The following is a 24099-nucleotide window of genomic DNA, read 5'->3' as shown; positions in this document are numbered from 1 at the left end:
CGTGTCGCCAAATATTTTTAACTCCCCTTATGACAGGTTATTTATATGGCACGTGCTAACGAAATTAAACGCGGCTTCGTTGTTAACTACGACGGTAAATTGCTGCTGGTAAAAGACATCGATGTTCAAAGCCCAAGCGCGCGCGGTGCCAGCACCCTGTACAAAATGCGCTTCTCCGACGTGCGCACCGGCGGCAAGGTTGAAGAGCGTTTTAAAGGCGACGACATTCTCGATACCGTCACCCTGACCCGCCGTAAAGTGAACTTCTCTTACGTCGATGGCGACGAATACATCTTTATGGATGATGAAGATTTCACGCCTTACACCTTCAACAAGGCGCAGATCGAAGACGAACTGCTGTTTATCCCGGAAGAAGGTTTGCAGGGCATGCAGGTCTTGACGCTGGACAGCCAACTGCTGGCGCTGGAATTGCCACAAACCGTGGATCTGGAAATCATCGAAACCGCGCCAGGCATTAAAGGCGCGTCAGCCAGCGCACGCAACAAACCGGCGGTCATGAGCACAGGTTTAAGCATTCAGGTCCCCGAGTATCTGAGCCAGGGCGACAAAATCCGCATTCATATTGCAGAGCGTCGTTATATGGGCCGTGCTGATTAATCAGCGGCGAATAATGACTGCACATCAAGAGCGCTCCGGCGCTCTTTTTTATGCCTGAAAAACTCGAGTTACATTCCGCACTCATTCCACTTTCGATCTACTTCACAGATTCCATCTGAATCTGGACTAACCAATTTTCATTTCTGTCGTATGACTTTACACTCGAAGTCCTGATTTATGGCCCTATTGTCATCTGCATCACCGCTCCTGGCAGGCCATTAAAGAAAAAGACCTATTTTGGCCTGACCAATTAATCTAATTCTTATCATTGGAGTGATGCATGAAAACAATCGCCACGGAACACCTCCCTTCGCAAGTCCAGCTTCCCCAATACGATCGCGACCAGCTGAAAAGCCGCATCGTGCATATTGGCTTTGGGGCTTTCCATCGCGCCCATCAGGCTTTGATGACTGACCGTGTGCTGAATAAGCAAGGTGGTGATTGGGGGATTTGTGAAGTCAGCCTGTTTGGTCGCGACAATCTGATTAAAGCGCTGCGCCAGCAGGACAACTTATTCACCGTGCTGGAAAAAGGGGCCGAAGGTAATCAGGCCATCGTGATCGGCGCGGTGTGTGAAACCCTGCATGGCCGGATCGAAGGCATTAACGCCGTGGTGGAGAAACTGGCTGAACCTCAGGTTGCCATTGTCTCACTGACGATCACGGAAAAGGGCTACTGCATTGAGCCGGGCAGCGGCAAGCTGGACCTCGACAACCCGCAGATTCAGCAAGACCTGACTGGCGAACAGACACCGTCAACAGCGCCGGGCATTCTGGTCGAAGCCCTGCGGCTGCGCCACCAGCACGGTTTGCCGGGCTTTAGCGTGCTGTCTTGCGACAACATCCCGGAAAATGGTCACGTGGTGAAAAATGCCGTGCTGGGGCTGGCTCAGGCGCGCTCCGCCGAGCTAGCCGCGTGGATTGAAAGCCATGTCACCTTCCCAAGCACCATGGTGGACCGCATTGTTCCTGCCGCCACGGAAAACGCCCTCGACGAAATCACCGAGGCGCTGGGCGGCGTGGCTGACCCTTGCGGTATCGCCTGTGAGCCATTCATCCAGTGGGTGGTAGAAGATAACTTTGTGGCGGGCCGCCCGGCGTGGGAAGAGGTCGGCGCGCAGCTGGTCAGCGACGTGCTGCCCTTCGAGCAGATGAAACTGCGCATGCTGAACGGCAGCCACTCCTTCCTTGCCTATCTTGGCTATTTGGCGGGTTATCAGTACATCAATGAATGTATGGAAGATCCTAACTATAAGCGCGCTGCGCACAATTTGATGCTGAAAGAACAGGCACCGACGCTAAGCGTCAAAGGCATTGATCTGGAAGCTTATGCCGACAGCCTGATTGCCCGTTACAGCAACCCGTCGCTGAAACACCGGACATGGCAGATTGCGATGGACGGCACCATGAAGCTGCCGCAGCGCATGCTCGACTCCGTGCGTTGGCATCTGCAAAACGGCGGCGACTTCAGCCTGTTAGCCATAGGGGTTGCGGGTTGGATGCGTTACGTTGGCGGCGTGGATGACGCCGGTGCGGCGATTGAAATCAAAGATCCGATGGCAGACAAACTGGCAAAAATTGTCAGCGAGAGTGAAGACGGCGAAGCGCGAGTCAGCGCCCTGCTGGCCCTCCACTCCGTGTTTGGCGACGCGCTGGCGAAAAACGCACAGGCCGTGGAGGCCATTCAGCAGGCTTACGCCAGCTTGCAGCGGCATGGCGCGAAGCAGAGTGTCGCCAATTACGTGGGTTAAGATGCAGAATTGATGCTGACACGGCTGCTTTCGGGCAGCCATTAATCATTTAGCAGAGAGGGCGTGGATTCAAACAGATAACCATCGAAAGCCGGATCTTCAGCGTCCGACACCGCCAGCAGCAGCGTTTTGACATTTTCCAGATGCTGCCACATCGCCTGTTTTGCCGCTTTGGCATCGCGCCGCAGCACTGCTTGTAGGATTGTTTGGTGATCTTGCAGCCATTGATGATGATCGTTTTTCCCCACATGCTGCTGGATGCCGTGCCACATAGGGCTGCGATGGCGCACCTGCCACAGCTCCGCCACCATATTGGCTAATACGCTGTTTTGAGACGCCTGTGCCAGCAGGTTGTGAAACAGCTCATCGGCAGTTTCATCCACCACGCCCTGCTCGATAAATTGCCGCTCCATCTCAATAGCATCGCGCATTTTTAAGATGTCAGCCTTGGTGGCCTGGGTGGCGGCAAAGGCGGCGACTTCGCTTTCCACCAGCTGTCGCGCCTGAAGCAGCTCAAAAGGTCCAAATCCGCTATCCCCCTGAAAAGTACTCCACTTCCCCGACGGCTCCGGCTGCTGGGTCAGCACATAGACGCCGGAGCCTTTACGCACTTCAACCACCCCTTCTAGCTCAAGCATGATCAGGGCTTCGCGCACCACGCTCCTGCTAACGGCAAAGCTTTCGGCAATTTCTCTTTCTGGGGGCAGCCTGTCGCCCGCCATAAAATCCCCTGCCGCAATGGCGCTACGCAGTTTGCCGCCGATGTCCTGATAAAGCCGCATTGAATGACTCCAAGGGAGAATTGGTCTGGCAGATTAAACGAGGATTATTCGTTTAGCGCCATAGAATAGGGAAAAGTATATCACCGGGTTATTAGTGCAACGAGTATCAAGGGCGGGAAGTGCTGACGAGGTCAAAATTGGGCTGACCAAAAGCTGGATAGGTCAGGCCGAAAAGGAGGTAAGCAGGTCGCTTTCCTCCTTGGTCGACATGAGTATTAGCCCGCTAGTTGTAACTAACGGTCATGATAGCCAGATGAGGATTGTTATTAACGTTACGGGTAGAAACCTGCCCGATAGAGTGCGGCAATGAAAAATTAGGAAGATTTTTAGTATCGATAGTGTTGGTCTGCTGGATGGTTTTACCGCCCCTGTAGCATTCACTGACCACTTTATTGGCGGACGTATTCAACATACATCCATCTTCAACGATGGCGCCATAAAAACGGATGGTGCCCCCTGAAGAACTTACTGCTGCCTGTGTCATCCCTGAGGTACAAAATCCAAAAAACAAGATCGCAATGATTTTGTTCATGGGTGCCTCAATTACAGTTAGTTTACTTACGTGAAACATTAATTTAACCAATATAAAATACAGACTTATCTGACAAATAAGTAGGGTTTTGCCTACAAGTTTTTCTTATGCACAATGTGCTCTACACCGCTATTTCATCGGCGGAATACTGGATTTTCTTGATAGCTGGCGGCATCTTATTACTCCAAATAATGACCCATGACATGTAACGCCAATAAAGTCGTTTATTTTCATATGGTTAATGCAACGCCTTTAATAAGGGATTTTTGATGACCAAAACCAATCTGATCACCGGCTTTTTGGGTAGCGGAAAGACCACTACCATTCGCCATTTGCTGGCTCAGAAACCTGAGGGGGAAAAGTGGGCAGTATTGGTTAACGAATTTGGTGAAATTGGCATCGACGGCGGCCTGTTGGCAGACAGCGGCGCGGTGCTGAAAGAGATCCCCGGCGGCTGCATGTGTTGTGTCAACGGACTGCCGATGCAGGTAGGCCTGAACATGCTATTGCAGCAGGCAAAACCGGACCGGTTGCTGATCGAACCCACGGGCTTGGGCCATCCGAAGCAGATTTTGTCGCTGCTAGGTTCCGAGGTGTACAAAAGCTGGCTGACCCTCAACGCTTCACTCTGCCTGCTTGATGCGCGCAATCTCAGCGACCAACGCACGGTGGAAAACGAGAATTTCCGCGATCAGCTGGCGGCAGCGGACATCATCGTGGCAAACAAGTCCGACGTTTATAGCGAGCACGACCAACAAGCGCTTAGCGCGTGGCAGGGCCAGTGGGCCGCAGGCCGTGAAGTGGTGATTGCTGCTCAGGGGCAGATTGATATTAGCCTGCTGGACAAGCCGCGTTTAAACCAAGTTCAGCTACCCGACGGTGCGCATCATCACTCTCACCCTGCGCAAAAAGGGTTGGCGGCGCTCAGCCTGCCAGGCCATCAGCGCTGGCGGCGGGCGTTAAATCAGGCTGACGGCTATGCAAGCTGCGGCTGGATTTTCGACCAAGAGACGGTTTTCGACACTACAGGTTTGCTCGACTGGGTGCGCCTGGCGCCGGTAGACCGAGTGAAAGGCGTCATGCGTATTAAGGAAGGCACCTTGGTGGTCAACCGTCAGGGAGAAGATTTGCATATTGAAACTCGCCCGATGGCGCCCTTAGACAGCAGAGTTGAGCTAATTACTCGCAATGAAACCCAGTGGAATGAACTACAATCTTCTTTGTTGAAGATTCGTTTAAGTTAAGCGGCTTACCGTATCGCCCACAATATTACTTAACATTCGCTAATTAACAGGTCCCTACTTATGTGGCGTCGCAATATCCCCTCTATCCTGATACTGAATGTATTGGGTATTGCTTTGTTTTTATCTTATTACCTGCCCGCGAACCACGGCTTCTGGTTCCCTATCGACTCGTCGATTTTCTTCTATTTCAACCAACATTTGGCGACTAACCAGACCTTCCTGCACGTGGTAGCCATCACCAACAACCGGGCTTTTGATGGTATTTCACTGCTGGCAATGGGCCTGTTGTACTTTTCTTACTATATAAAGAGGGATACCGCCGGACGCCGCCAGATGATTTTGATTGGTTTCGTCATGCTGCTGACCGCCGTGGTGCTTAACCAGCTGGGGCATTTACTGCCCGTCAGTCATAAAAGCCCATCGCTGAGCTTCCCAGATGTGAACCGCGTGAGCGAATTGACCGGCATTCCGACCAAAGACTCTTCGGGCGACAGTTTCCCCGGCGACCACGGGATGATGCTACTGGTGTTCACCTGCTTTATGCTGCGCTACTTGGGTAAAACGGCCTTTGGCGTTGCGCTGCTGATCACCGTCATCTTCTCCCTGCCGCGCCTGATGATCGGCGCACACTGGTTTACCGACATTGCAGTAGGGTCATTGTCCGTGGTGTTGGTGGGAGCAAGTTGGTGGTTGATGACCCCGGCAAGCGACAAATTGGTAGGTTGGTTAGACAGAACATTACCCAAGTTGCGTTCAAAATAAGCCATTTTTAGACCAAGCATATTTTTTAACATCTATTCATAAATATTATGGTTCGGCAGGTTAATCTCACACTGCCGAACTTTTCGTTTAGACATTATCTGGCATAGCTTTATTGAATTTTTATTACATAGCCCGCTTGTGCTGTGCTTTTGAGCCAAAGCCGTACAAATAACGCTCATCTCTTTTTACATTAACGCTAACATCACTTTACATCACAATTTCATATAAAAAATCCCGCAAAACCTCTCGCAATCCCTTATTCATTACGGTACTCTCCAAAACGCTTGCACAGAAATGTGGCATAAATGGCTTGATCCAAGAAAAAGTGTGTCGTAACGCACATTTCCCTCGTCAGGCGTTTGCTGCTCCTGTTTGCGGCAGGTAGTCTCGCTTCGTTTGGCAATTTATAACGATTAAATCGTTAAGGACTTCAAGGGATAACAACAACAATGGTCAAGTCTCAACCGTTTATGAGATATGTTCTGCGGCTGATACCCGCAATTGGCGCGGCAATTCTTCTCTCCGCGTGTAGTGGCACACATTCTTCGAATACAGAAAACGCGCAAACTGATATGCGTGCAGTAAATGACAAAGATGGTCTTCTACTGCAAGCCTCTCAGGATGAATTCGAAGCAATGGTTCGCAGCGTCAACGTAAAATCCAAAATCATGGATCAGTACGCTGACTGGAAAGGCGTTCGTTATCGGTTAGGTGGTGACAGCAAGCGTGGTATCGATTGCTCAGCCTTCGTTCAGGTAACCTTCCGCGAACAATTCGGCATGGACTTACCTCGTTCAACGTATGAACAAGAGGAAAAGGGCAAGAAAATCCAGCGCACGAAATTACGTGCCGGTGATCTGGTTCTGTTCCGTGCAGGCTCTACGGGTCGCCATGTAGGCATTTATTTAGGTAACGATCAGTTTGTTCACGCTTCCACCAGCAACGGTGTGATGATTTCAAACTTAAACGAAACTTACTGGAATAAACGTTTCCGTGAAGCAAGACGAGTTTTAGTTAGTGGTGAACATAGCTAACGTATAAATAAACTCTTGTTGTCCCAAGCCAAGCGAACTATAAAAAACGTCATCTCCGGATGGCGTTTTTTTTTGTTAATTTTATTAGGCTTCGTTATAAAAATATTTGAAGTTTATTTAATGACAGTTAATCATTTCTCTACGTTATACTTTAAATTCCGCAACATACTGAGTGAAGGTTGAAAAAATGGGGTTGAATTCGGCTCTCACCCATAGTGTTTTACCCAGACGTACTTATCTTATTCGAAGCCTATTTGCCGCCACCCTGCTCTTTTTCATTTTCTCTGCCGCAACGCTCTACACCATTGCGATAAAAAATAAACAGCAACAACAGCAAGTCAGCGATCGCACCGTAGAGTACAGCAAAGCGTATTTGCAAAATCTCACCGCAACCATGAAACGCCTTAGTCAGTTGCCAGAGAAAAACTGTGACATGGCAACCGATCAGCTAAGCCGCGACGCGGCCCTTACCCTTGGGGTTCGCGATTTCCTGCTGGTCCGTGAAGGCAGGGTCTACTGCTCGTCGGCGACCGGCGAAATGTCTCTGTCTGTGCAAGACTTTTTCTCCGGACTCGACTGGCGCAAGCCGCTGGATATTCAGCTTGAGCAAGGCACCAGCTTTATTCCAAACCGGCCGGTGATTGCCGTCTGGTATCGCAACCCTGACGTCAGCGACAGCGGCATTTTGGCCACCATTGAGCTGACGCTTTCTCCTTATATGCTGTTTGCCCAAACCGACGAAGGCTACCACGGCTTTGCACTGATAGTCGGCGACCGGGCGCTGACCTCCATCGGCAGCTCGCTGATGGCGGTAAAAGATCTGCCCCATAGCCACTATTCTGAAATCAAAATCGATGACTATCCTTTCACTCTGCGCCTCTACGCGCCGCAGCTGACGGGTGAAAACATCCGCTTTACCCTGCTTGCCAGCCTGCTGCTGAGTTTGATGGTCGGCGCACTGATCTATTTCACCCTGATAAGCCGCCACAGCCCGGAGCGCGAAGTGCTGCTTGGCCTGAAGCACAACCAATTCTTTGTGGAATATCAGCCGGTGATGGAGACCCAAACCCTGAAAGTGGCGGGTATTGAAGCCCTGATGCGCTGGCAGCACCCGGTGGAGGGGCGCATTCCACCGGACATCTTTATCAATTTTGCCGAGTCGCAGGGATTGATCGAGGCGTTGACCCGTCGCGTGATGCAGCTGGCAGCCGCCGATGCCCATCGACTGATGCAGGTCATGCCGCCAAAAGCCAAGTTTGGCATCAATATTTCGCCGCATCATATGAAGAAAAGCAGCTTCCGCGATGACGTGATGGACTTCCTGTTCGCCATGCCAAAAGACTATTTTCAGGTGGTGTTTGAAATTACTGAACGCGGCATGGTGGATAACGAAAGCGCCATGCGGGAATTCAACTGGCTGCGTCAGCAAGGCATTGAAATCGCCATTGATGACTTCGGAACCGGCCACAGCGCGTTGATCTATCTGGAGAAATTCACGCTGGATTACCTGAAAATCGATCGCGGCTTTGTGATGTCTATCGACCAAAACACCCTGATCGCCCCGGTGCTGGACACCGTGCTGAAACTGACCGAAGAGTTAAACCTGAAAACTATCGCTGAAGGGGTAGAAACGGTTCAACAGGCCAAATACCTGCGTAAACACGGCGTCAGCCTGCTTCAAGGCTACCTCTACAGCAAGCCACTGCCGGTGGATGAAATCATCGATTACACTCGCCAAGTGAACGGCGGATTGCTCTCCCCTGAAAAGTAAAAGGTTCTTAAGGTTGAGGATTTCTCTCCATGGTACATTTTGTCTTAGACTCTGTTTGATACTGTGGTAAAACAGCAGGAATAAGATAAAAAGACGCTATTGGTAGCATTTTCAACCAGTTTGCCATCAGCAAATTTAGCGGCAGACATCCCGAGCACCTGAGGTGCCGGGAGCGCCCCCCTTTTAGTAGGAGCGACGTGCAGGATGTTTTCGCGACTCATCACAGCAGCTTTATTTTCCGCGCTGAGCCTTTGCGCTCAGGCCGAAGTTATTCAGGACAGCTACGCCTTCTCCGTTCTGGGTGAACCTAAATATTTTTCCAACTTCAGCAACTTCGATTACGTCAATCCGGCTGCGCCGAAAGGCGGCACCATTCGCCTGGCGGCCATTGGCACCTATGACAATTTCAACCGCTACGCCTCGCGCGGCAACCCGGCGGTGCGCAGCGACACCCTTTACGACAGCCTGTTTACCACCTCTAGCGACGAAATCGGCAGCTATTATCCGCTGGTTGCCGACTCCGCGCGCTATGACAGTAACTTCCGCTGGGTCGAAGTCGATATTAACCCACGCGCCCGTTTCCACGACGGCAGCGCCATCACCGCCAGCGACGTGGCGTTCACCTTCAGCAAATTTATGACCGAGGGCGTGCCGCAGTTCCGCGTGGTGTACAAAGGCGCCGAGGTGAAAGCCATTTCACGCCTGACGGTGCGTATCGTCCTGCCGCGCCCGGACAAAGATATGATGCTCGGCCTGCTCGGCTTGCCTATCCTGCCGCAGAAGTTTTGGGAAAAGCATAAGTTTAACGAGCCGCTTTCTACTCCGCCGTTGAGCAGCGGCCCTTATCGCATCAGTGATTACAAACTGGGTCAGTTCGTCACCTACTCCCGCGTGCCGGACTACTGGGCGGCCAATTTGCCGGTCAACCGCGGGCGCTATAATTTCGACACCATTCGCTACGACTACTACCTCGACGACAGCATTGCGCTGGAAGCTTTTAAATCCGGTGCTTTCGACTTCCGTATGGAGGCTTCGCCAAAGAACTGGGCGACGCAATATAAAGGCGCCAACTTCAGCAAAAACTACATTGTGAAACAGGATGACCAGAATCAGGCCGCGCAGGACACCCGCTGGCTGGCCTTCAATATTCAGCGCCCGCAGTTTAGCGATCGTCGGGTGCGCGAGGCGCTAACCCTGGCCTTTGATTTCGAATGGATGAATAAGGCGCTCTACTTCGGCTCATGGCAGCGCGCTAACAGCTATTTTCAGAACACCGAGTACAGCGCCAGCAACTACCCTAACTCCGCCGAACTGGCGTGGCTGGCTCCGCTGAAGGGGCAGATTCCCAACGAGGTCTTTAGCAAGCTTTATCACCCACCTAGCTCCGACGGCAGTGGTAATGACCGTGCCAACCTGCTGAAAGCCACTGAGCTGTTAAAACAGGCGGGCTGGGAAGTCAGAAACCAGCAGTTGGTTAACGCCAAGACCGGCAAGCCATTCACCTTTGAATTGCTGCTGCCGGGCGGCGCGAATACCCAGTATGCCCTGCCCTTCCAGCATAATCTGGCGCGTTTAGGTATCAAAATGACCCTGCGCGAAGTCGATAATTCACAGTTTATTCGCCGTATTCGCCAACGGGATTTCGACATGGTGCCGAGCGTTTACAGCGCGATGCCCTACCCCAGCCCTGACCTGCAAATTATCTGGAACAGCAAATACATTGATTCAAGTTATAACCGCCCCGGCGTGAAAGACCCGGCGGTCGATAAGCTGACAGACGAGATAGCCGCCAACCAAGGCAAGCAGGACGCCCTGCTGGCTCTGGGACACGCGCTGGACCGCGTACTGACGTGGAACATGTATATGATCCCCATGTGGTACAACAACCACCAGCGCTACGCCTACTGGGACAAATTCTCCATGCCATCCATTCAGCCGATGAATGGGCTGGAGCTGGACACTTGGTGGTATGACTTTAACCGCGCTAACCGTTTACCGGCAGAGCGGCGCTAAGGTGGGCCTGTGACATCCTACATCCTGCGCCGCCTGCTGCTGATCATTCCCACCCTGTGGGCGATCATCACCATCAACTTCTTCATTGTGCAAATCGCCCCCGGCGGCCCGGTCGATCAGGCTATTGCCGCCATTCAAATGGGTAAAAGCAGTGGCATCCCCGGCAGCGGCGGTGGCAGCGATCTCGGCAAAGCCTCGCCTGGCGTGGGCCAAGTAGGCGACAGCCAGTATCGCGGCGCGCGCGGGCTGGACCCGGAAGTCATCGCCGAAATTACTCACCGTTTTGGCTTCGACAAGCCGCTGCATGAGCGCTATTTCGACATGCTGTGGAGCTATGTGCGCTTTGATTTCGGCGACAGTCTGTTTCGCGGTTCCAGCGTCATGCAGTTGGTCAGGGACAGCCTGCCGGTGTCGGTCAGCCTTGGCCTGTGGAGTACGCTGATCATCTATCTGGTGTCGATTCCGCTGGGCATTCGCAAAGCGGTGAAAAACGGCACGGCTTTTGATAATTGGAGCAGCTCGCTGATCATCATTGGCTACGCCGTGCCCTCTTTCCTGTTCGCCATTCTGCTGATCGTGCTGTTTACCGGCGGCAGCTACCTCGACTGGTTCCCGCTGCGCGGCCTGACCTCGCCCAATTTCGACCTGCTTCCGTGGTATGGCAAAGTGACCGACTACCTCTGGCACATCACGCTGCCGGTGCTGGCGACGGTGATTGGCGGTTTCGCCACCCTCACCATGCTGACTAAAAACTCCTTTATGGATGAGATCCGCAAACAGTATGTGGTGACGGCGCGAGCCAAGGGGCTGAGTGAGAAGAAAATTCTGTATCGCCACGTGTTCCGCAACGCCATGCTGCTGGTGATTGCCGGGTTCCCGGCCACCTTTATCAGCATGTTTTTTACCGGCTCACTGCTGATTGAAGTGATGTTCTCCCTGCAAGGGCTGGGGCTGCTGGGTTATGACGCTATTGTCTCCCGCGACTTCCCGGTGATGTTCGGCACCCTGTACATCTTCACCCTCATCGGCCTGTTGCTGAACATTATTAGCGATATCACTTACACGCTGGTTGACCCACGCATCGACTTTGAGGCCCGCCAATAATGACGCTAAGCCCTCTGAATCAGGCGAGATGGGCGCGTTTTCGCGCCAATAAACGCGGCTACTGGTCGCTGTGGATTTTCCTCACGCTGTTTATCCTTTCGCTACTTTCTAACATTCTTGCCAATGATAAACCCCTGCTGGCGAGCTATCAGGGCCAGCTGACGGTGCCGTTTTTGTTTGATTACAGCGAAACCACTTTTGGCGGCGAGCTGCAAACCCCGACCGACTACCAAGACCCCTTTGTGGTTGGGCAAATCGAGAAACACGGCTGGGCAATCTGGGCACCTATTCGCCACAGCTTTAACTCGATTAATTTCGCCACCGATCAAACTTTCCCTTCGCCGCCTTCTGCCGACAACTGGCTGGGTACCGACGGCGACGGCCATGACGTGTTGGCGCAACTACTGTACGGCCTGCGTATTTCGCTGTTTTTCGGTATCACGCTGACGGTACTCTCCTCGCTGATTGGCGTGTTAGTGGGCGCGACTCAGGGCTACTACGGCGGGCGCATTGACCTGCTGGGCCAGCGGCTGATTGAAGTCTGGTCGGGGATGCCAACCCTGTTTTTAATCATCATGCTGTCGAGCGTGGTGCAGCCGAACTTCTGGTGGCTGCTGCTAATTAGCGTGCTTTCCGGCTGGATGATTCTGGTTGGCGTGGTGCGCGCCGAGTTTTTGCGCACCCGCAACTTCGACTATATCCGCGCCGCGCAGGCGATGGGGGTCAGTGACCGGATGATTATGCTGCGCCACATGCTGCCGAACGCCATGGTGGCGACGCTGACTTATATGCCCTTTATCCTCTGCGGCTCGATAACCACCCTCACCTCACTGGATTTCCTCGGCTTTGGCCTGCCGCCGGGGTCGCCGTCGCTGGGTAATCTGCTGCTGGCCGGGAAGAACAATTTGCAGGCCCCGTGGCTTGGCATCAGCTCCTTTGTTGCGCTGGCCCTGCTGCTTTCACTGCTGATTTTTATCGGCGAAGCCGTGCGCGATGCCTTTGACCCATCGTCAAAGCCGCAGCCAGTCTCCACCAAGGGCCGCTGATATGAGCCATTCTCCTTTATTAGATATTCAAAACCTCAGCGCGGCCTTCGAGCTGGGCGACACCTCGCGTCAGGTGATAAGCCAAGTTTCGCTGAAGGTTGATCAAGGGGAAACGCTGGCGCTGGTTGGCGAGTCCGGCTCGGGCAAAAGCGTCACCGCGCTGTCGGTGCTGCGCCTGCTGCCTAACGTGACCTATCCCGAGGGAGACATTCTGTTTGCCGGCAAGTCGCTGCTCAATGCTCCTGAAAGCACTCTGCGCAAGGTGCGCGGCAACCAGATTGCGATGATTTTTCAGGAGCCGATGGTTTCACTGAACCCTCTGCACAATATTGAAAAGCAGCTGGCGGAAGTGCTCTCTTTGCATCGGGGAATGGGCCGCGAAGCCGCGCGCGGCGAAATAATCAGCTGTCTCGACCGCGTGGGGATCCGCCAGGCGAAATCTCGCTTAGGGGATTTCCCCCACCAGCTTTCCGGCGGCGAACGCCAGAGGGTGATGATTGCCATGGCGGTGCTCACCCAGCCCAAGCTGCTGATCGCCGATGAGCCGACCACCGCGCTGGACGTCTCGGTGCAGGCGCAGATCCTCAAACTGCTCAACGAACTGAAGCAAGAGCTGAATATGGGGATGCTGTTTATCACCCATAACCTGAACATTGTGCGCCAGCTGGCAGATAACGTGGCGGTGATGCAGCACGGCAAGGTGGTGGAAACCCAGCCGCGCGCCCTGCTCTTCAGCCAGCCGCAGCACCCTTACACCCAGCGCCTGCTGCAAGCGGAGCCGCAGGGTCGCCCACGGCCGCTGGATAGCACCCAGCCGGTTCTGTTGGAAGTCAAAGACCTTAGCGTGACCTTTTCCCGTAAACGCGGCTTACTGCGCCGCACCCTTAGCAGCAAGCAGGCAGTGAATAAACTGAGTTTCAGCCTGCGTCGCGGGGAAAGTATTGGCGTGGTGGGGGAATCTGGCTCAGGGAAAAGCACCACCGGGCTGGCCCTGCTGCGCCTCATTAGCTCGCAAGGGGAGATCCTGCTCGGCGGCAAGCCGCTGCATCAGTTCACTCGCCGCCAGATGCTGCCTTATAGAAGCCGGATGCAGGTGGTGTTTCAGGACCCTTTCTCGGCGCTGAACCCGCGCTTTACCGTGGAGCAGATTATCGCCGAAGGATTATTAGTTCACGGCAAGCTTGACGCCAATCAGCGCCAACAGCGGGTGATTAAGGTGATGCAAGAGGTGGGGCTGGACGCCGAAACGCGTCATCGCTATCCGGCAGAGTTCTCCGGCGGGCAGCGCCAGCGCATTGCTATCGCCCGCGCGCTGGTGCTCGAGCCGGAAATCTTAATCCTTGATGAGCCAACGTCGTCGCTGGATAAATCGGTACAGGCGCAAATTCTGGCCATTCTCAGCGAGCTGCAACTGCGCCTCGGCCTGTCTTATCTGTTTATCAGCCACGACCTGCGGGTGGTGCGCTCGCTGTGCCACCAACTGATCGTGCTGCGGGACGGGGAAGTCGTGGAACAAGGAGATTGCGAGGCGATTTTCCGTGCGCCAGCACACCCCTATACGCAGGAGTTGCTGTCACTGTCGACCTTAGAAGATTGAAGCGCGGAAAGTTAGAAAGGGTAAAGCGCGGAGACAGTTTCAGCGATAGCCGCGCCGGTATTTTTCAGTCGGCAGAGGGTGGCGCTTTCATCGTCGCGTTTTACAAACAGGCAGGGCTGGCCGTCGCACTCGACGACAGAGCTTTCCACCTGAATCTCCTGCAAGCACTCGGTCAGATGGTGCATAACCTGCCACGCCACCTCACCTTCGTGGCTCAGTAGCTTCAGTCCAATCAGGTTGCTGCCCTCTTCGCTACCCGGTAGCGGAATCGGTTCAACCTTGATGCCGTCAAAACCCGTTAACCAACGGTAACTTTGCGGCAAACGATGTACTACCGAAAGTTGGATATTATTCACGAGGATCCCCAGATGATTCACTCATTACTTCATTCACGCAAATGCTGCGTGTATAGCAAGTTATAGCCTTTGAACTCAACGTGCGCTCGCCGATTCAACAAAATAATTAACATTATTGTAACGTCACGAACACAAAATGTTGGCTAATTGATGATTTTATGTCCAGCTCGTGGTCGTTCTGCGAGCCAGATCTCGTTTTGACCTCTTTGTAACCTTTTTCACCCCATATCTCAACCAATTTAATTCATCGGCGTTACTTTCTTGACTCTATTTTTTTACAATTTAAAAACATCTTTTGTTAAAGAATATCGCACGATTTGTTTTCACCCTTTTTAATTTTAGGATTATTATCCGCACCGTTTTTACTGCTTTATGTTTTAACTGCTTTCCCTTTCCTGAGCCCGCTTGGCTCATATTCCAATACCAGCGAGAATTGAAATGGATAATGATCCGTCAATGATTGATAACAATGCGCCCGAAAATGGTACCGGTTTCAGTCGCCGTGACCTGATTAAAGGGCTCACCTCTGCGATGGTGGCCACCACCTTACTCGGTTTTCCGTTCCTGACTCAGGCGGAAAAAGCCACGGCAGAAGCCTCCCCGGTAATATTTGGTCAGTTCTACCTTGTCTCTCAAGCCGTCACTGAGCATAAGAATCTCAGCGAAGGGGCCTCAGCCCAAATTTTCAACGCGCTGTTCCGCGGACAGCCCGACTTCCCTTTGCAGGTCAGTAAGCTACATGCTCTGGTTAACAGCAATCAGACAGCAAAAGAGCTGCAAGCGTTAGCCAAACAGCAAGGTCTGGGCGATCTGGTGACTAACATCGTCACCGCGTGGTACACAGGTTCGGTCGGACATGGTACCGATTCCATCTTAATCTCTTATAAAGACGCGCTGATGTACCGCCCGGTGAGTGATGGCCTGATTGTGCCAACTTACTGCGGCAACGGTCCGCTGTGGTTCACCGCCGCGCCGCCAGCCGCCGCCATGCCCGAGGCGATGAGTGCCGACCGTTTCGGCCCGGCTACAGATACCAACCAAGTGAGTAAATCCTGATGAAAAAACCTGAATTTATGGCGAACGGCGATGCGTCCGCTGATGTGATTGTGGTCGGTTCTGGCGTAGTTGGCGGCATGATTGCCGATCAGCTGGTCAGTCAGGGTTACTCGGTGCTGGTGCTGGAAGCCGGTTTGCGCATTGAGCGCGCTCAGGCGGTAGAAAACTGGCGCAACATGCCGTTTGAAAACCGCGCTGGCTCTGACTATCAGGGGCTTTACCCGCAGTCGGAAAACGCCCCGGCCCCGCTCTACTTCCCAGAAAACAACTATGTGCATCTGACCGGCCCGAGCGCCAGCAGCTTTAAACAGGGCTATCTGCGCACCGTCGGCGGCACCACCTGGCACTGGGCGGCCTCCTGCTGGCGTCACGTTCCCAACGATTTCAAAATGAAAACGCTGTACGGCGTTGGCCGCGACTGGCCGATCTCCTATGACGAGCTTGAGCCTTATTACTGCCGCGCGGAAGAAGAGATTGGCGTTGCCGGGCCAAACGACCCCGAGCTGCAATCCCCTTCCGAGCGCAGCAAGCCCTACCCGATGGAGCAGGTGCCTTACGGCTATGGCGACACCCGTTTTGCCGAAGTGGTGAACCCGCACGGTTATCGCTCAGTGCCCATCCCCCAGGGCCGCAGCACCCGTCCGTGGAATGGCCGCCCAACCTGCTGTGGCAACAATAACTGTCAGCCAATCTGCCCAATCGGCGCCATGTATAACGGCATCGCCCACGTCGAACGCGCCGAAAACAAAGGTGCCGTGGTACTAGCCGAGGCGGTGGTTTACAAAATCGACACCGACGAAAACAACAATGTCACCGCCGTTCACTGGCTGGACAACAAAAAGCAGTCGCATAAAGCCACCGGCAAAGTGTTCGCGCTGGCCTGTAACGGCATTGAAACCCCGCGCCTGCTGCTGATGGCGGCGAACGAGAAGAACCCGAACGGCATCGCCAACTCGTCCGATCACGTGGGTCGCAACATGATGGACCACTCGGGCTTCCACTGTACTTTCATTGCCCAAGAGCCGCTGTGGATTGGTCGCGGCCCGGCGCAGAGCAGCTGCTTGGTTGGCCCGCGCGACGGCGAGTTCCGCAAAGAATATTCCGCCAACAAGATGATCCTCAACAACATCAACCGCGTGATCCCGGCGACCTCCAAAGCCCTGCAAATGGGTCTGGTGGGTAAAGAGTTGGATGAAGAGATCCGCCGCCGCGCCATCTATGGCGTGGACCTGTCCATCAGCCTCGAGCCACTGCCAGACCCGAATAACCGCCTAACACTGAGCAAAACCCGTAAAGATCCCCACGGCCTGCCGTGCCCGGATATTCATTACGACGTCGGCGATTATGTGCGTAAAGGCGCTGAGGCCGCGCACAAGCAGCTGGAGCACATTGGTCAGCTGTTTATGGCCGATGAGTTCAACATCACCACCAGTCTTAATGCCAACAACCACATCATGGGCGGCACCATTATGGGCAGCGATCCGAAAGATTCCGTGGTCGACGGCAACTGCCGCACTCACGACCACGCCAACCTGTGGTTGCCGGGCGGCGGCGCGATCCCCTCTTCCAGCGTGGTCAACAGTACCCTGACCATGGCGGCACTGGGCCTAAAAGCGGCAGATGATATGGCGAAGAAACTGGCAGGTGCGGCATGAAAATAACGCTTCTGAAGGGCATCAGCCTCGCGCTGTTCGGCCTTGCTTTGAATGGCGCGGCACAGGCCGAGCTGTCACAGGCTGAATGGGCGCAGCAGGGTAAAATGGTCGCCAGCGCGGCTGACTGTCAGGCTTGCCACACCAATCCGGGCGGCCAGCCTTTCGCCGGGGGATATCCGATCCACTCGCCGATGGGCACCATTTTCACCACCAACATCACGCCGTCCAAGCAGTTTGGTATCGGCAATTACACTGAGGAGCAGTTTGCTCGCGCGGTGCGCCAAGGGGTACGCCCGGATGGCAAAAACCTGTACCCGGCCATGCCTTACACCTCTTACAGCCACATGAGCGATGAAGACATCAAAGCCATGTATGTCTACTTCCAGACGCAGGTCAAACCGGTCGAAAGCCCGACGCAGGAGACGGCGCTACCCTTCCCATTCAATATGCGGATTGCCATGGCAGGCTGGAACTTGATGTACCTCGACAGTACGCCGTTTAAACCGGATGCCAGCAAAAGCGCCGAGTGGAATCGCGGCGCTTATCTGGTCAACGGTGCCGGGCACTGCGACACCTGCCACACCCCGCGTAACCTGATGATGGGTTCGGTGACGGATAAGCCATTGGCTGGCGGCATGGTCGGGCCTTGGTATGCGCCGAATATCAGCTCAGACCCCGTCAGCGGAATTGGCAACTGGACGCAGGCCGAGTTGGTGGAATACATGAAAACCGGCCGCGCGAATGGTAAGAATCAGGCCGCTGGCCCGATGGCAGAAGCCGTCGAGAACAGCCTGCAATACCTGCCGGACTCTGACCTGAACGCCATTGCCTTCTACCTTAAGAACAGCACGCCGGTGCGTGACCCTGAGGATAAGCAGTCTGCCGATACCTTTGGTAAAGCCTTTAACGTCGAGGAAGGTTTGCGCGGCGCGCATCCGGCCAACGCCAACGGCACCATTGATAGCGGCGCGGCGCTGTTCAGCGGCTATTGCGCCAGTTGCCACCAGCCGGACGGCTCGGGCAGCAAAAATCAGGCTTATCCATCGCTGTATAACAATACCGCGACCGGGCTGGGCAATGCGTCTAACCTGATTTCGGCGATTCTGTACGGCGTCGATCGCAATGTTGGCGGCCACCACGTGCTGATGCCAAAATTTGGCGAAGGCTCTTATGTCGGCCAGCTTAACGACCAGCAAATCGCGGATATCTCCAACTATGTGCTGACCCACTACGGCAACGCGGCGATTCAGGTGAATGCCCATGACGTCGCGGTGTTACGCGCTGGTGGGCCAATCACCCTTCTCGCTAAGTTGCAGCCTTATATGGCTCCGGCGATGGTGGTGGGCGTGGTTATCTTATTAGTGCTGATTTTCTGGCTGGGAAGACGGCGTACTAACGCCTGATTGAGATGAAATCAACACCCGGCGCTCTGCCGGGTGTTTTCATTTTAAGCTTGGTGCAGACTAGCCGCGCCCGACCAGCGGCATGGCCGACGCCATAATGGTCATGGTGAGCACGTTGGTGTCCAGCGGCAGTCCGGCCATAAAGGCCACGGCTTCCCCCACTCTCTCTACCGGAATTACCGGCTCTTCGGCAATCTCGCCGTTGGCCTGCATTCTGCCCGCCAGCGCCAAATTGCCCATATCCGTCGAAGCATTGCCAATGTCGATTTGCCCACAGGTAATGTTGAAAGCGCGGCCGTCCAGCGCCGTCGATTTGGTCAAGCCGGTGATGGCGTGCTTGCTGGCGGTATAAGGGGCTGAGTTCGGTCGCGGCGACTGGGCCGAAATCGAACCATTATTAATGATTCTGCCCCCCATCGGGCTTTGCTGTTTCATCAATCCCACCGCGGCGCGGGTGCATAAGAACGCGCCGGTCAGGTTGGTGTTGATCACCGACAACCACTCCTGCACCGGCAACTGCTCGATGGGCAGGTCTTTGGCATTGGTACCCGCGTTGTTAAACAGCAGGTCCAGTCGGCCAAAAGTGGCGTGAATATCGGCAAACAGCGCGTCGACAGACTCCGGGCTGGTGACGTCCAGCTGGCGCGCAATCGCCTTCCCCGACGGCAGCTCCACCAGCGCCTGTTCCAGCTTCTGTGGGTTGCGCCCGGTGATGATCACCGTGAAGCCCACATTGGTCAGCGCTTTTGCCGCGTTCAACCCGATACCACTGCCACCACCGGTCACTAAGGCTATTTTGGTCATCCTCAATCTCCTATACGGCTGCGAGCATGCCGCCATCAATAAAGAGTAGATGCCCATTGACGAAATCGGAGGCCTTGGAGGACAGATATACCGCGCCGCCGATCAGCTCTTCCGGGTTGCCCCAGCGGGCGGCCGGCGTGCGTTTGCACAGCCAGTCGGAAAACTCTTTGTTATCCACCAGCGCCTGGGTCATATCGGTTTTGAAGTAGCCCGGCGCGATGCCGTTGACCTGAATATTGTAGCGGGCCAGCTCGACGCACATGCCGCGGGTCAACATCTTCACCGCCCCTTTCGACGCGGCGTAAGGAGTGATGGTGTCGCGGCCAAGTTCACTCTGCATTGAGCCAATGTTGATGATTTTGCCGCGTTCGCGTTTCACCATGTAACGCGCCACGGCCTGTGACACCAGAAACACGGATTTTTGGTTAACCGCCACGATGTCGTCCCAATCTTTCTCAGGGAATTCGGTAAATTTGTGGCGGCGCTGGATACCGGCGTTGTTAACCAAAACGTCAATCGGGCCGATTTCACTTTCAATCTGGTCAATAGCGGCGTTCACCGCTTTGCTGTTGGTGACGTCAAACGAGATGGCGTGAGCAATAAAACCTTCGCCGCGCAGCGCCTCGGCCGCCTTTTCGGTGGTGTCTTGCGAGGTGCCGTTGACGATAATTTCTGCGCCGTGCTGCGCCAGCCCTTTCGCCAGCAGGAAGCCAATACCGCGCGTTGAGCCGGTGACCAGAATTCTTTTATTATCGAGGGAGAACAGGTTTGTCATGATGGCGTCCGTCTAAAAATAAGCTGTAAAAGTGAGGAATTCGATATGTCACACTTAAACGGTTTATCGGCGGGCAAACTGTGACGCAGATCACTGTGCTCCGTGTTAACAAACTCTGTTACCACAAGCGTGATCGCTATCATTTTGCTAACATGTTTCCTGCATAATCATGCTTCTTTCTTCTTACAGGACCCTGCACGGATGAGAAACCAGCGCGTCACCTTGCAAGATATCGCGTTACTCGCCGATGTAACCAAAATGACCGTCAGCCGTTTTTTGCGTACCCCTGAGAAGGTGTCGCCCGAGACGCGCGATCGCATTGCTAAAGTCATGGAAGAGGTGGGCTACCCGCTGGAAGATGTCGAACGACCGCAAAAAACGCCACGCATTGGCATTCTGGTGCCCTCTTTTAATAATCAGATTTTCTCCGATTTGCTGGTAGGCATCGAATCTGTCACTTCGCAGCAGGGCTATCAGACGCTGGTAGTGAACTATGAGTACAGCAAAGAACGGGAAGAAGAGCATATTATCAATCTGCTGACCTACCAGCTGGCGGGGCTGATTCTGACTGACTCCGTTCACACCCTGAAAGCTGATAAATACCTGAATGCCGCCGCCATTCCTATCGCGCAGGTGATGGACCTTGATGACACTCATGGCCGTATCGCGGTGGGTTTCGACAACTTTAAGGCCGGGTATGATATGGCGAACACCCTGCTGGCCAGCGGCAAGCAGCAGGTGGTCTATTTCGGCTCGATGTCCGACGCGCGTGATAAAAAGCGCTATCAGGGTTACAGCTTGGCGATGCAAGAACACGGGCTGGAGCCAATGCACATCACGCCGAACCGGGTGTCATCGGTGTCAATTGGCGCGGGCATGTTAGCGCTGGCGCAGCAGCTCTACCCTGAGGTTAACGCGGTGTTATGTACCAACGATGATATCGCGGTGGGCGTGTTACAAGAGTGCCTGAAACAGGGGATCAAAATCCCCGAGCAGATGGCAATTTCCGGCTTCCACGGTCTGGATATTGGCCTCGCCACCACCCCGCTGCTGGCGAGTGTGATCACCCCGCGTTTTGAAATGGGCAAAGTGGCAGCGGAGATATTACTGAAAAAAATCAAAAACCTGCCGACTATTGAACGCGTCGACCTGCATTACCGCATCTCCCTCGGCGGCACCATTTAACTCCCCTTTATCCTCCCCTCGCCGGGGAGGAACCCAGATCACGTTACCAGTAACATCCTTTTTTAACATGATCCAACGTGACCTCAGTCACAAAATAGTTTCCTGAAAATGCTTTTATTAGGGCATCAACTGAGAAGTGCAGTGTCACTTTAAAGATAATCCGAATAGCAGCAGGTAACTGACATGACTTCACTGAATAAAGCGCGGGTATTAATTCTGGCTCCGGTAATGGACAGCCTGACTGAAAAACTGGAACAACAGTTTTCAGTTGAGAAATATTTTGAACAGGATGATCCGCACTCATTTCTGGCGAATAAAGGGAAAGGCATTGTCGGCTTAGTCACGCGCGGGGATTTCGGCGCAAAAAATAGCGTGCTGGAATTACTGCCGGACTTAAAGGTTATTTCGGTATTTGGCGTCGGCACCGATGCCATTGATTTAGACTATACCGCCGATAAAAATATCCACGTCGACATTACCGAAGGGGTATTAACCGACGACGTCGCCGATATGGCTTTGGCATTATTACTCGCCACTTCGCGCAATATTTGTCAGGCCGACCAATTTGTCCGCGAGGGTAAATGGCAAAACGGCGGTTTCCCATTATCCAGCAAAGTCAGCGGCAAACGGGTGGGGATTTTCGGTATGGGTCAGATTGGTCAAGCCATTGCCCGCCGCGCGCTGGGCTTCGACATGACCGTGGCTTACGCCAGCAACCACAAAAAGCCCGAGTTACCTTACACCTTCTACCCGGACGTTAAGCAGCTGGCAGCCGAAAGCGATGTGTTAATTATCGCCGTTTCTGGTGGGCCAAAATCAGCCGGAATTATCGATAAATCGGTATTTAACGCCCTGCCAAACAGTGCGCTGGTGATCAATATTTCTCGCGGCAGCGTGATTAACCAAGGCGATTTAATTCAGGCATTAAAAGATAAACAAATCGCTGGGGCGGGTTTGGACGTATTTGCCGAAGAACCTCAAGTTCCACAGGAATTAATTGCCATGAACAATGTGGTATTACAGCCGCATTTGGGCAGCGCAACCCACGAAACGCGTCAGGCAATGAGTGAAAAAGTCCTGAGCAACTTACATAAACGTTTGGATTAAAACTAAACCAAGTACTTCCGTCACTCCCCAAGACCTTAAAAAAGGCGTTATTAAAAGCGCTTTATATAAGAACTGATGGACCCTTTGCCGGTGATGTAAATCACCGGTAGAGATTCCCTGTATAACCGAGGTGTTAACGATGGATAATAAAATCCCTAAAGCCCGTTGGTTACGCGTCATCACACCAATATTAATCGCCTGTATTATCTCCTTTATGGACCGGGTGAATATTAGTTTTGCGATGCCCGGCGGCATGGATGCTGAATTAGGTATTACCGCCTCGATGGCCGGTCTTGCGGCAGGTATTTTCTTCATTGGTTATCTGTTCTTACAGGTGCCCGGCGGCAGCATTGCGGTTCACGGCAGCGGCCGTAAATTTATTGCCTGGTCACTGGTGGCCTGGGCGGTAATTTCTGTGCTGACCGGCATGGTCACCAACCAATATCAACTGCTGTTCCTGCGCTTCGCGCTGGGTGTCTCCGAAGGTGGGATGCTGCCGGTGGTCCTGACCATGGTCAGCAACTGGTTCCCGGACAAAGAGCGCGGGCGCGCAAACGCCTATGTGCTGATGTTCGCCCCGCTCGGCGGCATGATCACCGCCCCGCTCTCCGGCCTGATTATTGACGCCCTCGACTGGCGCTGGTTGTTTATCATCGAAGGTGGTCTGTCGCTGGCGGTAATGCTGTTCTGGTGGTTCACCATCAGTGACCGCCCGGAAGAAGCCAAATGGCTGTCCGAGCGCGAACGCGATTATCTGGTGACAGAGCTGAATCGCGAGCGCGAAGCCCTGCGCGCCTTGGCCCCGGTGCAGCGCGCGCCGCTGAAAGAGGTGTTCCTCAACGGCTCGATTCGCAAACTGATCATCATTAACTTCTTCTACCAGAGCGGGATTTACGGCTACACCCTGTGGTTGCCAACCATCTTGAAAAACCTGACCGGCGGCGACATGAGCTCGGTGGGCATGCTGGCAATCATCCCTTACGTCTGCACCATGCTGGGTATTTTGACCATGTCGGTATTCTCCGACAAAACCGGCAAACGCCGCCTGTTTATTGTGCTGCCTCTGTGTGGCTTCGCCGCCTGTCTGGCCGCGTCGGTGATGGCTAGCGGCAATATCTGGGTTTCCTACGGGTTCTTGGTCGGCAGCGGGTTCTTCCTGCAGGCCGCCACCAGCGCCTTCTGGACCATCCCGAGCAAGGTCACCACGCCAGAAGTGGCGGGCAGCGCGCGCGGCGTGATCAACGGTCTGGGTAATCTCGGCGGCTTCTGCGGCCCTTATCTGGTGGGCGTGCTGGTGGGCCTGTATGGTCAAAGCACGGCGATTTACGCGCTGGTTGCCTCACTGCTGATTGCGGCGCTGGTGACCATGACGCTGCCGAAAGAGTGCGATATGGCGCTGGTTCCCGGCGCTCGCGCCAAGGCGATGGCGGATGACTACGCGCGGGCCAAAGCCTCGCGTAAAAGCCAGAGCGTGAATGCGCAGATTGCAGGATAAAACGAGGAGT

At 54.0% G+C, this 24099-nt stretch carries 21 protein-coding genes; 16 read left to right on the top strand and 5 right to left on the bottom strand.

All coding sequences use genetic code 11. The annotated features are described in order from the left end of the window. Window positions 1–45 precede the first annotated feature (45 nt). The gene (yeiP, locus tag ACT3RR_RS05690) at window positions 46–618 is read left to right on the top strand and encodes an elongation factor P-like protein YeiP (RefSeq protein WP_034791630.1); all 573 of its coding nucleotides are present in this window, start codon (window positions 46–48) and stop codon (window positions 616–618) included. 280 nt (window positions 619–898) lie between these two features. Further along, window positions 899–2368 carry a mannitol dehydrogenase family protein gene (locus ACT3RR_RS05685; protein ID WP_496199916.1) on the top strand — a complete coding sequence of 490 codons (1470 nt, stop codon included), beginning with the start codon at window positions 899–901 and terminating at the stop codon, window positions 2366–2368. Window positions 2369–2409: 41 nt separating this feature from the next. Here ACT3RR_RS05685 and ACT3RR_RS05680 read toward each other — a convergent pair whose 3' ends face one another. Then, complete coding sequence (locus ACT3RR_RS05680) at window positions 2410–3150, bottom strand: FCD domain-containing protein (protein ID WP_353502715.1); 741 nt, start codon at window positions 3148–3150, stop codon at window positions 2410–2412. Between the two features lie 223 nt (window positions 3151–3373). Beyond that, window positions 3374–3682, bottom strand: a complete 309-nt coding sequence (locus ACT3RR_RS05675) for a YmdA family protein (protein ID WP_353502716.1) — start codon at window positions 3680–3682, stop codon at window positions 3374–3376. A gap of 269 nt (window positions 3683–3951) precedes the next feature. On the opposite strand from ACT3RR_RS05675, the gene ACT3RR_RS05670 reads away from it, so the two are divergent. The 8 genes from ACT3RR_RS05670 to yejF all read left to right on the top strand — a co-directional run bounded on the left by ACT3RR_RS05670 (window position 3952) and on the right by yejF (window position 14253). Further along, a complete protein-coding gene (locus tag ACT3RR_RS05670; protein ID WP_496199915.1) occupies window positions 3952–4926 on the top strand; it encodes a CobW family GTP-binding protein in 975 nt (324 codons plus the stop codon). 60 nt (window positions 4927–4986) lie between these two features. Then, complete coding sequence (locus tag ACT3RR_RS05665) at window positions 4987–5688, top strand: phosphatase PAP2 family protein (protein ID WP_353502718.1); 702 nt, start codon at window positions 4987–4989, stop codon at window positions 5686–5688. A gap of 449 nt (window positions 5689–6137) precedes the next feature. After that, on the top strand, window positions 6138–6722 hold the full coding sequence (mepS, locus tag ACT3RR_RS05660) for a bifunctional murein DD-endopeptidase/murein LD-carboxypeptidase (RefSeq protein WP_034791636.1): 585 nt from the start codon (window positions 6138–6140) through the stop codon (window positions 6720–6722). 187 nt (window positions 6723–6909) lie between these two features. Further along, complete coding sequence (locus ACT3RR_RS05655; protein ID WP_353502719.1) at window positions 6910–8493, top strand: cyclic di-3',5'-guanosine monophosphate phosphodiesterase PdeN; 1584 nt, start codon at window positions 6910–6912, stop codon at window positions 8491–8493. Window positions 8494–8697: 204 nt separating this feature from the next. Beyond that, window positions 8698–10506, top strand: a complete 1809-nt coding sequence (locus tag ACT3RR_RS05650; protein WP_496199914.1) for an extracellular solute-binding protein — start codon at window positions 8698–8700, stop codon at window positions 10504–10506. A 9-nt stretch (window positions 10507–10515) separates the two neighbouring features. Further along, window positions 10516–11610 (top strand): microcin C ABC transporter permease YejB, encoded by a 1095-nt coding sequence (locus ACT3RR_RS05645; RefSeq protein WP_353502721.1) that lies wholly within the window; start codon window positions 10516–10518, stop codon window positions 11608–11610. Further along, window positions 11610–12656 carry an ABC transporter permease gene (locus ACT3RR_RS05640; RefSeq protein ID WP_496199913.1) on the top strand — a complete coding sequence of 349 codons (1047 nt, stop codon included), beginning with the start codon at window positions 11610–11612 and terminating at the stop codon, window positions 12654–12656. The genes ACT3RR_RS05645 and ACT3RR_RS05640 overlap by 1 nt, the downstream gene beginning before the upstream one ends. Window position 12657: 1 nt before the next feature. Further along, window positions 12658–14253 carry a microcin C ABC transporter ATP-binding protein YejF gene (gene yejF / locus ACT3RR_RS05635; protein ID WP_496199912.1) on the top strand — a complete coding sequence of 532 codons (1596 nt, stop codon included), beginning with the start codon at window positions 12658–12660 and terminating at the stop codon, window positions 14251–14253. A gap of 11 nt (window positions 14254–14264) precedes the next feature. On the opposite strand, the gene ACT3RR_RS05630 is transcribed toward yejF, so the two are convergent. Continuing rightward, a complete protein-coding gene (locus ACT3RR_RS05630; protein WP_034791642.1) occupies window positions 14265–14609 on the bottom strand; it encodes a YejG family protein in 345 nt (114 codons plus the stop codon). A 438-nt stretch (window positions 14610–15047) separates the two neighbouring features. Here ACT3RR_RS05630 and ACT3RR_RS05625 point away from each other — a divergent pair, with 438 nt between their 5' ends. From ACT3RR_RS05625 to ACT3RR_RS05615, 3 genes are read left to right on the top strand one after another with little or no spacing between them, the layout of a single operon-like run. Further along, window positions 15048–15665: a sorbitol dehydrogenase family protein gene (locus ACT3RR_RS05625; RefSeq protein WP_353502723.1), complete on the top strand. Its 618-nt coding sequence runs from the start codon at window positions 15048–15050 to the stop codon at window positions 15663–15665. Next, window positions 15665–17320 carry a GMC family oxidoreductase gene (locus ACT3RR_RS05620; RefSeq protein ID WP_185689691.1) on the top strand — a complete coding sequence of 552 codons (1656 nt, stop codon included), beginning with the start codon at window positions 15665–15667 and terminating at the stop codon, window positions 17318–17320. The genes ACT3RR_RS05625 and ACT3RR_RS05620 overlap by 1 nt, the downstream gene beginning before the upstream one ends. After that, entirely contained in the window at window positions 17317–18723 is a 1407-nt protein-coding gene (locus ACT3RR_RS05615; protein WP_496199911.1) for a cytochrome c, read from the top strand. The genes ACT3RR_RS05620 and ACT3RR_RS05615 overlap by 4 nt, the downstream gene beginning before the upstream one ends. A 60-nt stretch (window positions 18724–18783) precedes the next feature. Here ACT3RR_RS05615 and ACT3RR_RS05610 read toward each other — a convergent pair whose 3' ends face one another. Both ACT3RR_RS05610 and idnO read right to left on the bottom strand, forming a co-directional pair. Next, on the bottom strand, window positions 18784–19527 hold the full coding sequence (locus tag ACT3RR_RS05610; protein ID WP_485901344.1) for an SDR family oxidoreductase: 744 nt from the start codon (window positions 19525–19527) through the stop codon (window positions 18784–18786). A 10-nt stretch (window positions 19528–19537) separates the two neighbouring features. Beyond that, the gene (gene idnO / locus ACT3RR_RS05605; RefSeq protein WP_396132447.1) at window positions 19538–20302 is read right to left on the bottom strand and encodes a gluconate 5-dehydrogenase; all 765 of its coding nucleotides are present in this window, start codon (window positions 20300–20302) and stop codon (window positions 19538–19540) included. 201 nt (window positions 20303–20503) lie between these two features. On the opposite strand from idnO, the gene ACT3RR_RS05600 reads away from it, so the two are divergent. From ACT3RR_RS05600 to ACT3RR_RS05590, 3 genes are all read left to right on the top strand, one after another. Further along, the gene (locus ACT3RR_RS05600) at window positions 20504–21487 is read left to right on the top strand and encodes a LacI family DNA-binding transcriptional regulator (RefSeq protein ID WP_496199910.1); all 984 of its coding nucleotides are present in this window, start codon (window positions 20504–20506) and stop codon (window positions 21485–21487) included. A 183-nt stretch (window positions 21488–21670) separates the two neighbouring features. After that, on the top strand, window positions 21671–22594 hold the full coding sequence (locus ACT3RR_RS05595; RefSeq protein ID WP_496199909.1) for a 2-hydroxyacid dehydrogenase: 924 nt from the start codon (window positions 21671–21673) through the stop codon (window positions 22592–22594). Window positions 22595–22733: 139 nt separating this feature from the next. Next, window positions 22734–24089: an MFS transporter gene (locus ACT3RR_RS05590; RefSeq protein WP_185689685.1), complete on the top strand. Its 1356-nt coding sequence runs from the start codon at window positions 22734–22736 to the stop codon at window positions 24087–24089. Window positions 24090–24099: the final 10 nt, after the last annotated feature.

The organism is Ewingella sp. AOP8-B2-18, assembly GCF_052376015.1.
Classification (GTDB): Bacteria; Pseudomonadota; Gammaproteobacteria; order Enterobacterales; family Enterobacteriaceae; genus Ewingella; species Ewingella allii.
The sequence above is the reverse complement of the archived record's forward strand: the minus strand, read 5'-3'. Positions and strand labels throughout refer to the sequence as shown.

Coding starts and splice junctions, on each gene's coding strand:
- yejF (WP_496199912.1), top strand. CDS start 12,658: ATGAGCCATTCTCCTTTATTAGATATTCAAAACCTCAGCGCGGCCTTC.
- ACT3RR_RS05590 (WP_185689685.1), top strand. CDS start 22,734: ATGGATAATAAAATCCCTAAAGCCCGTTGGTTACGCGTCATCACACCA.
- ACT3RR_RS05665 (WP_353502718.1), top strand. CDS start 4,987: ATGTGGCGTCGCAATATCCCCTCTATCCTGATACTGAATGTATTGGGT.
- mepS (WP_034791636.1), top strand. CDS start 6,138: ATGGTCAAGTCTCAACCGTTTATGAGATATGTTCTGCGGCTGATACCC.
- ACT3RR_RS05650 (WP_496199914.1), top strand. CDS start 8,698: ATGTTTTCGCGACTCATCACAGCAGCTTTATTTTCCGCGCTGAGCCTT.
- idnO (WP_396132447.1), bottom strand. CDS start 20,302: ATGACAAACCTGTTCTCCCTCGATAATAAAAGAATTCTGGTCACCGGC.
- ACT3RR_RS05600 (WP_496199910.1), top strand. CDS start 20,504: ATGAGAAACCAGCGCGTCACCTTGCAAGATATCGCGTTACTCGCCGAT.
- ACT3RR_RS05680 (WP_353502715.1), bottom strand. CDS start 3,150: ATGCGGCTTTATCAGGACATCGGCGGCAAACTGCGTAGCGCCATTGCG.
- ACT3RR_RS05655 (WP_353502719.1), top strand. CDS start 6,910: ATGGGGTTGAATTCGGCTCTCACCCATAGTGTTTTACCCAGACGTACT.
- ACT3RR_RS05625 (WP_353502723.1), top strand. CDS start 15,048: ATGGATAATGATCCGTCAATGATTGATAACAATGCGCCCGAAAATGGT.
- ACT3RR_RS05675 (WP_353502716.1), bottom strand. CDS start 3,682: ATGAACAAAATCATTGCGATCTTGTTTTTTGGATTTTGTACCTCAGGG.
- ACT3RR_RS05610 (WP_485901344.1), bottom strand. CDS start 19,527: ATGACCAAAATAGCCTTAGTGACCGGTGGTGGCAGTGGTATCGGGTTG.
- ACT3RR_RS05640 (WP_496199913.1), top strand. CDS start 11,610: ATGACGCTAAGCCCTCTGAATCAGGCGAGATGGGCGCGTTTTCGCGCC.
- ACT3RR_RS05685 (WP_496199916.1), top strand. CDS start 899: ATGAAAACAATCGCCACGGAACACCTCCCTTCGCAAGTCCAGCTTCCC.
- ACT3RR_RS05670 (WP_496199915.1), top strand. CDS start 3,952: ATGACCAAAACCAATCTGATCACCGGCTTTTTGGGTAGCGGAAAGACC.
- ACT3RR_RS05615 (WP_496199911.1), top strand. CDS start 17,317: ATGAAAATAACGCTTCTGAAGGGCATCAGCCTCGCGCTGTTCGGCCTT.
- ACT3RR_RS05595 (WP_496199909.1), top strand. CDS start 21,671: ATGACTTCACTGAATAAAGCGCGGGTATTAATTCTGGCTCCGGTAATG.
- yeiP (WP_034791630.1), top strand. CDS start 46: ATGGCACGTGCTAACGAAATTAAACGCGGCTTCGTTGTTAACTACGAC.
- ACT3RR_RS05620 (WP_185689691.1), top strand. CDS start 15,665: ATGAAAAAACCTGAATTTATGGCGAACGGCGATGCGTCCGCTGATGTG.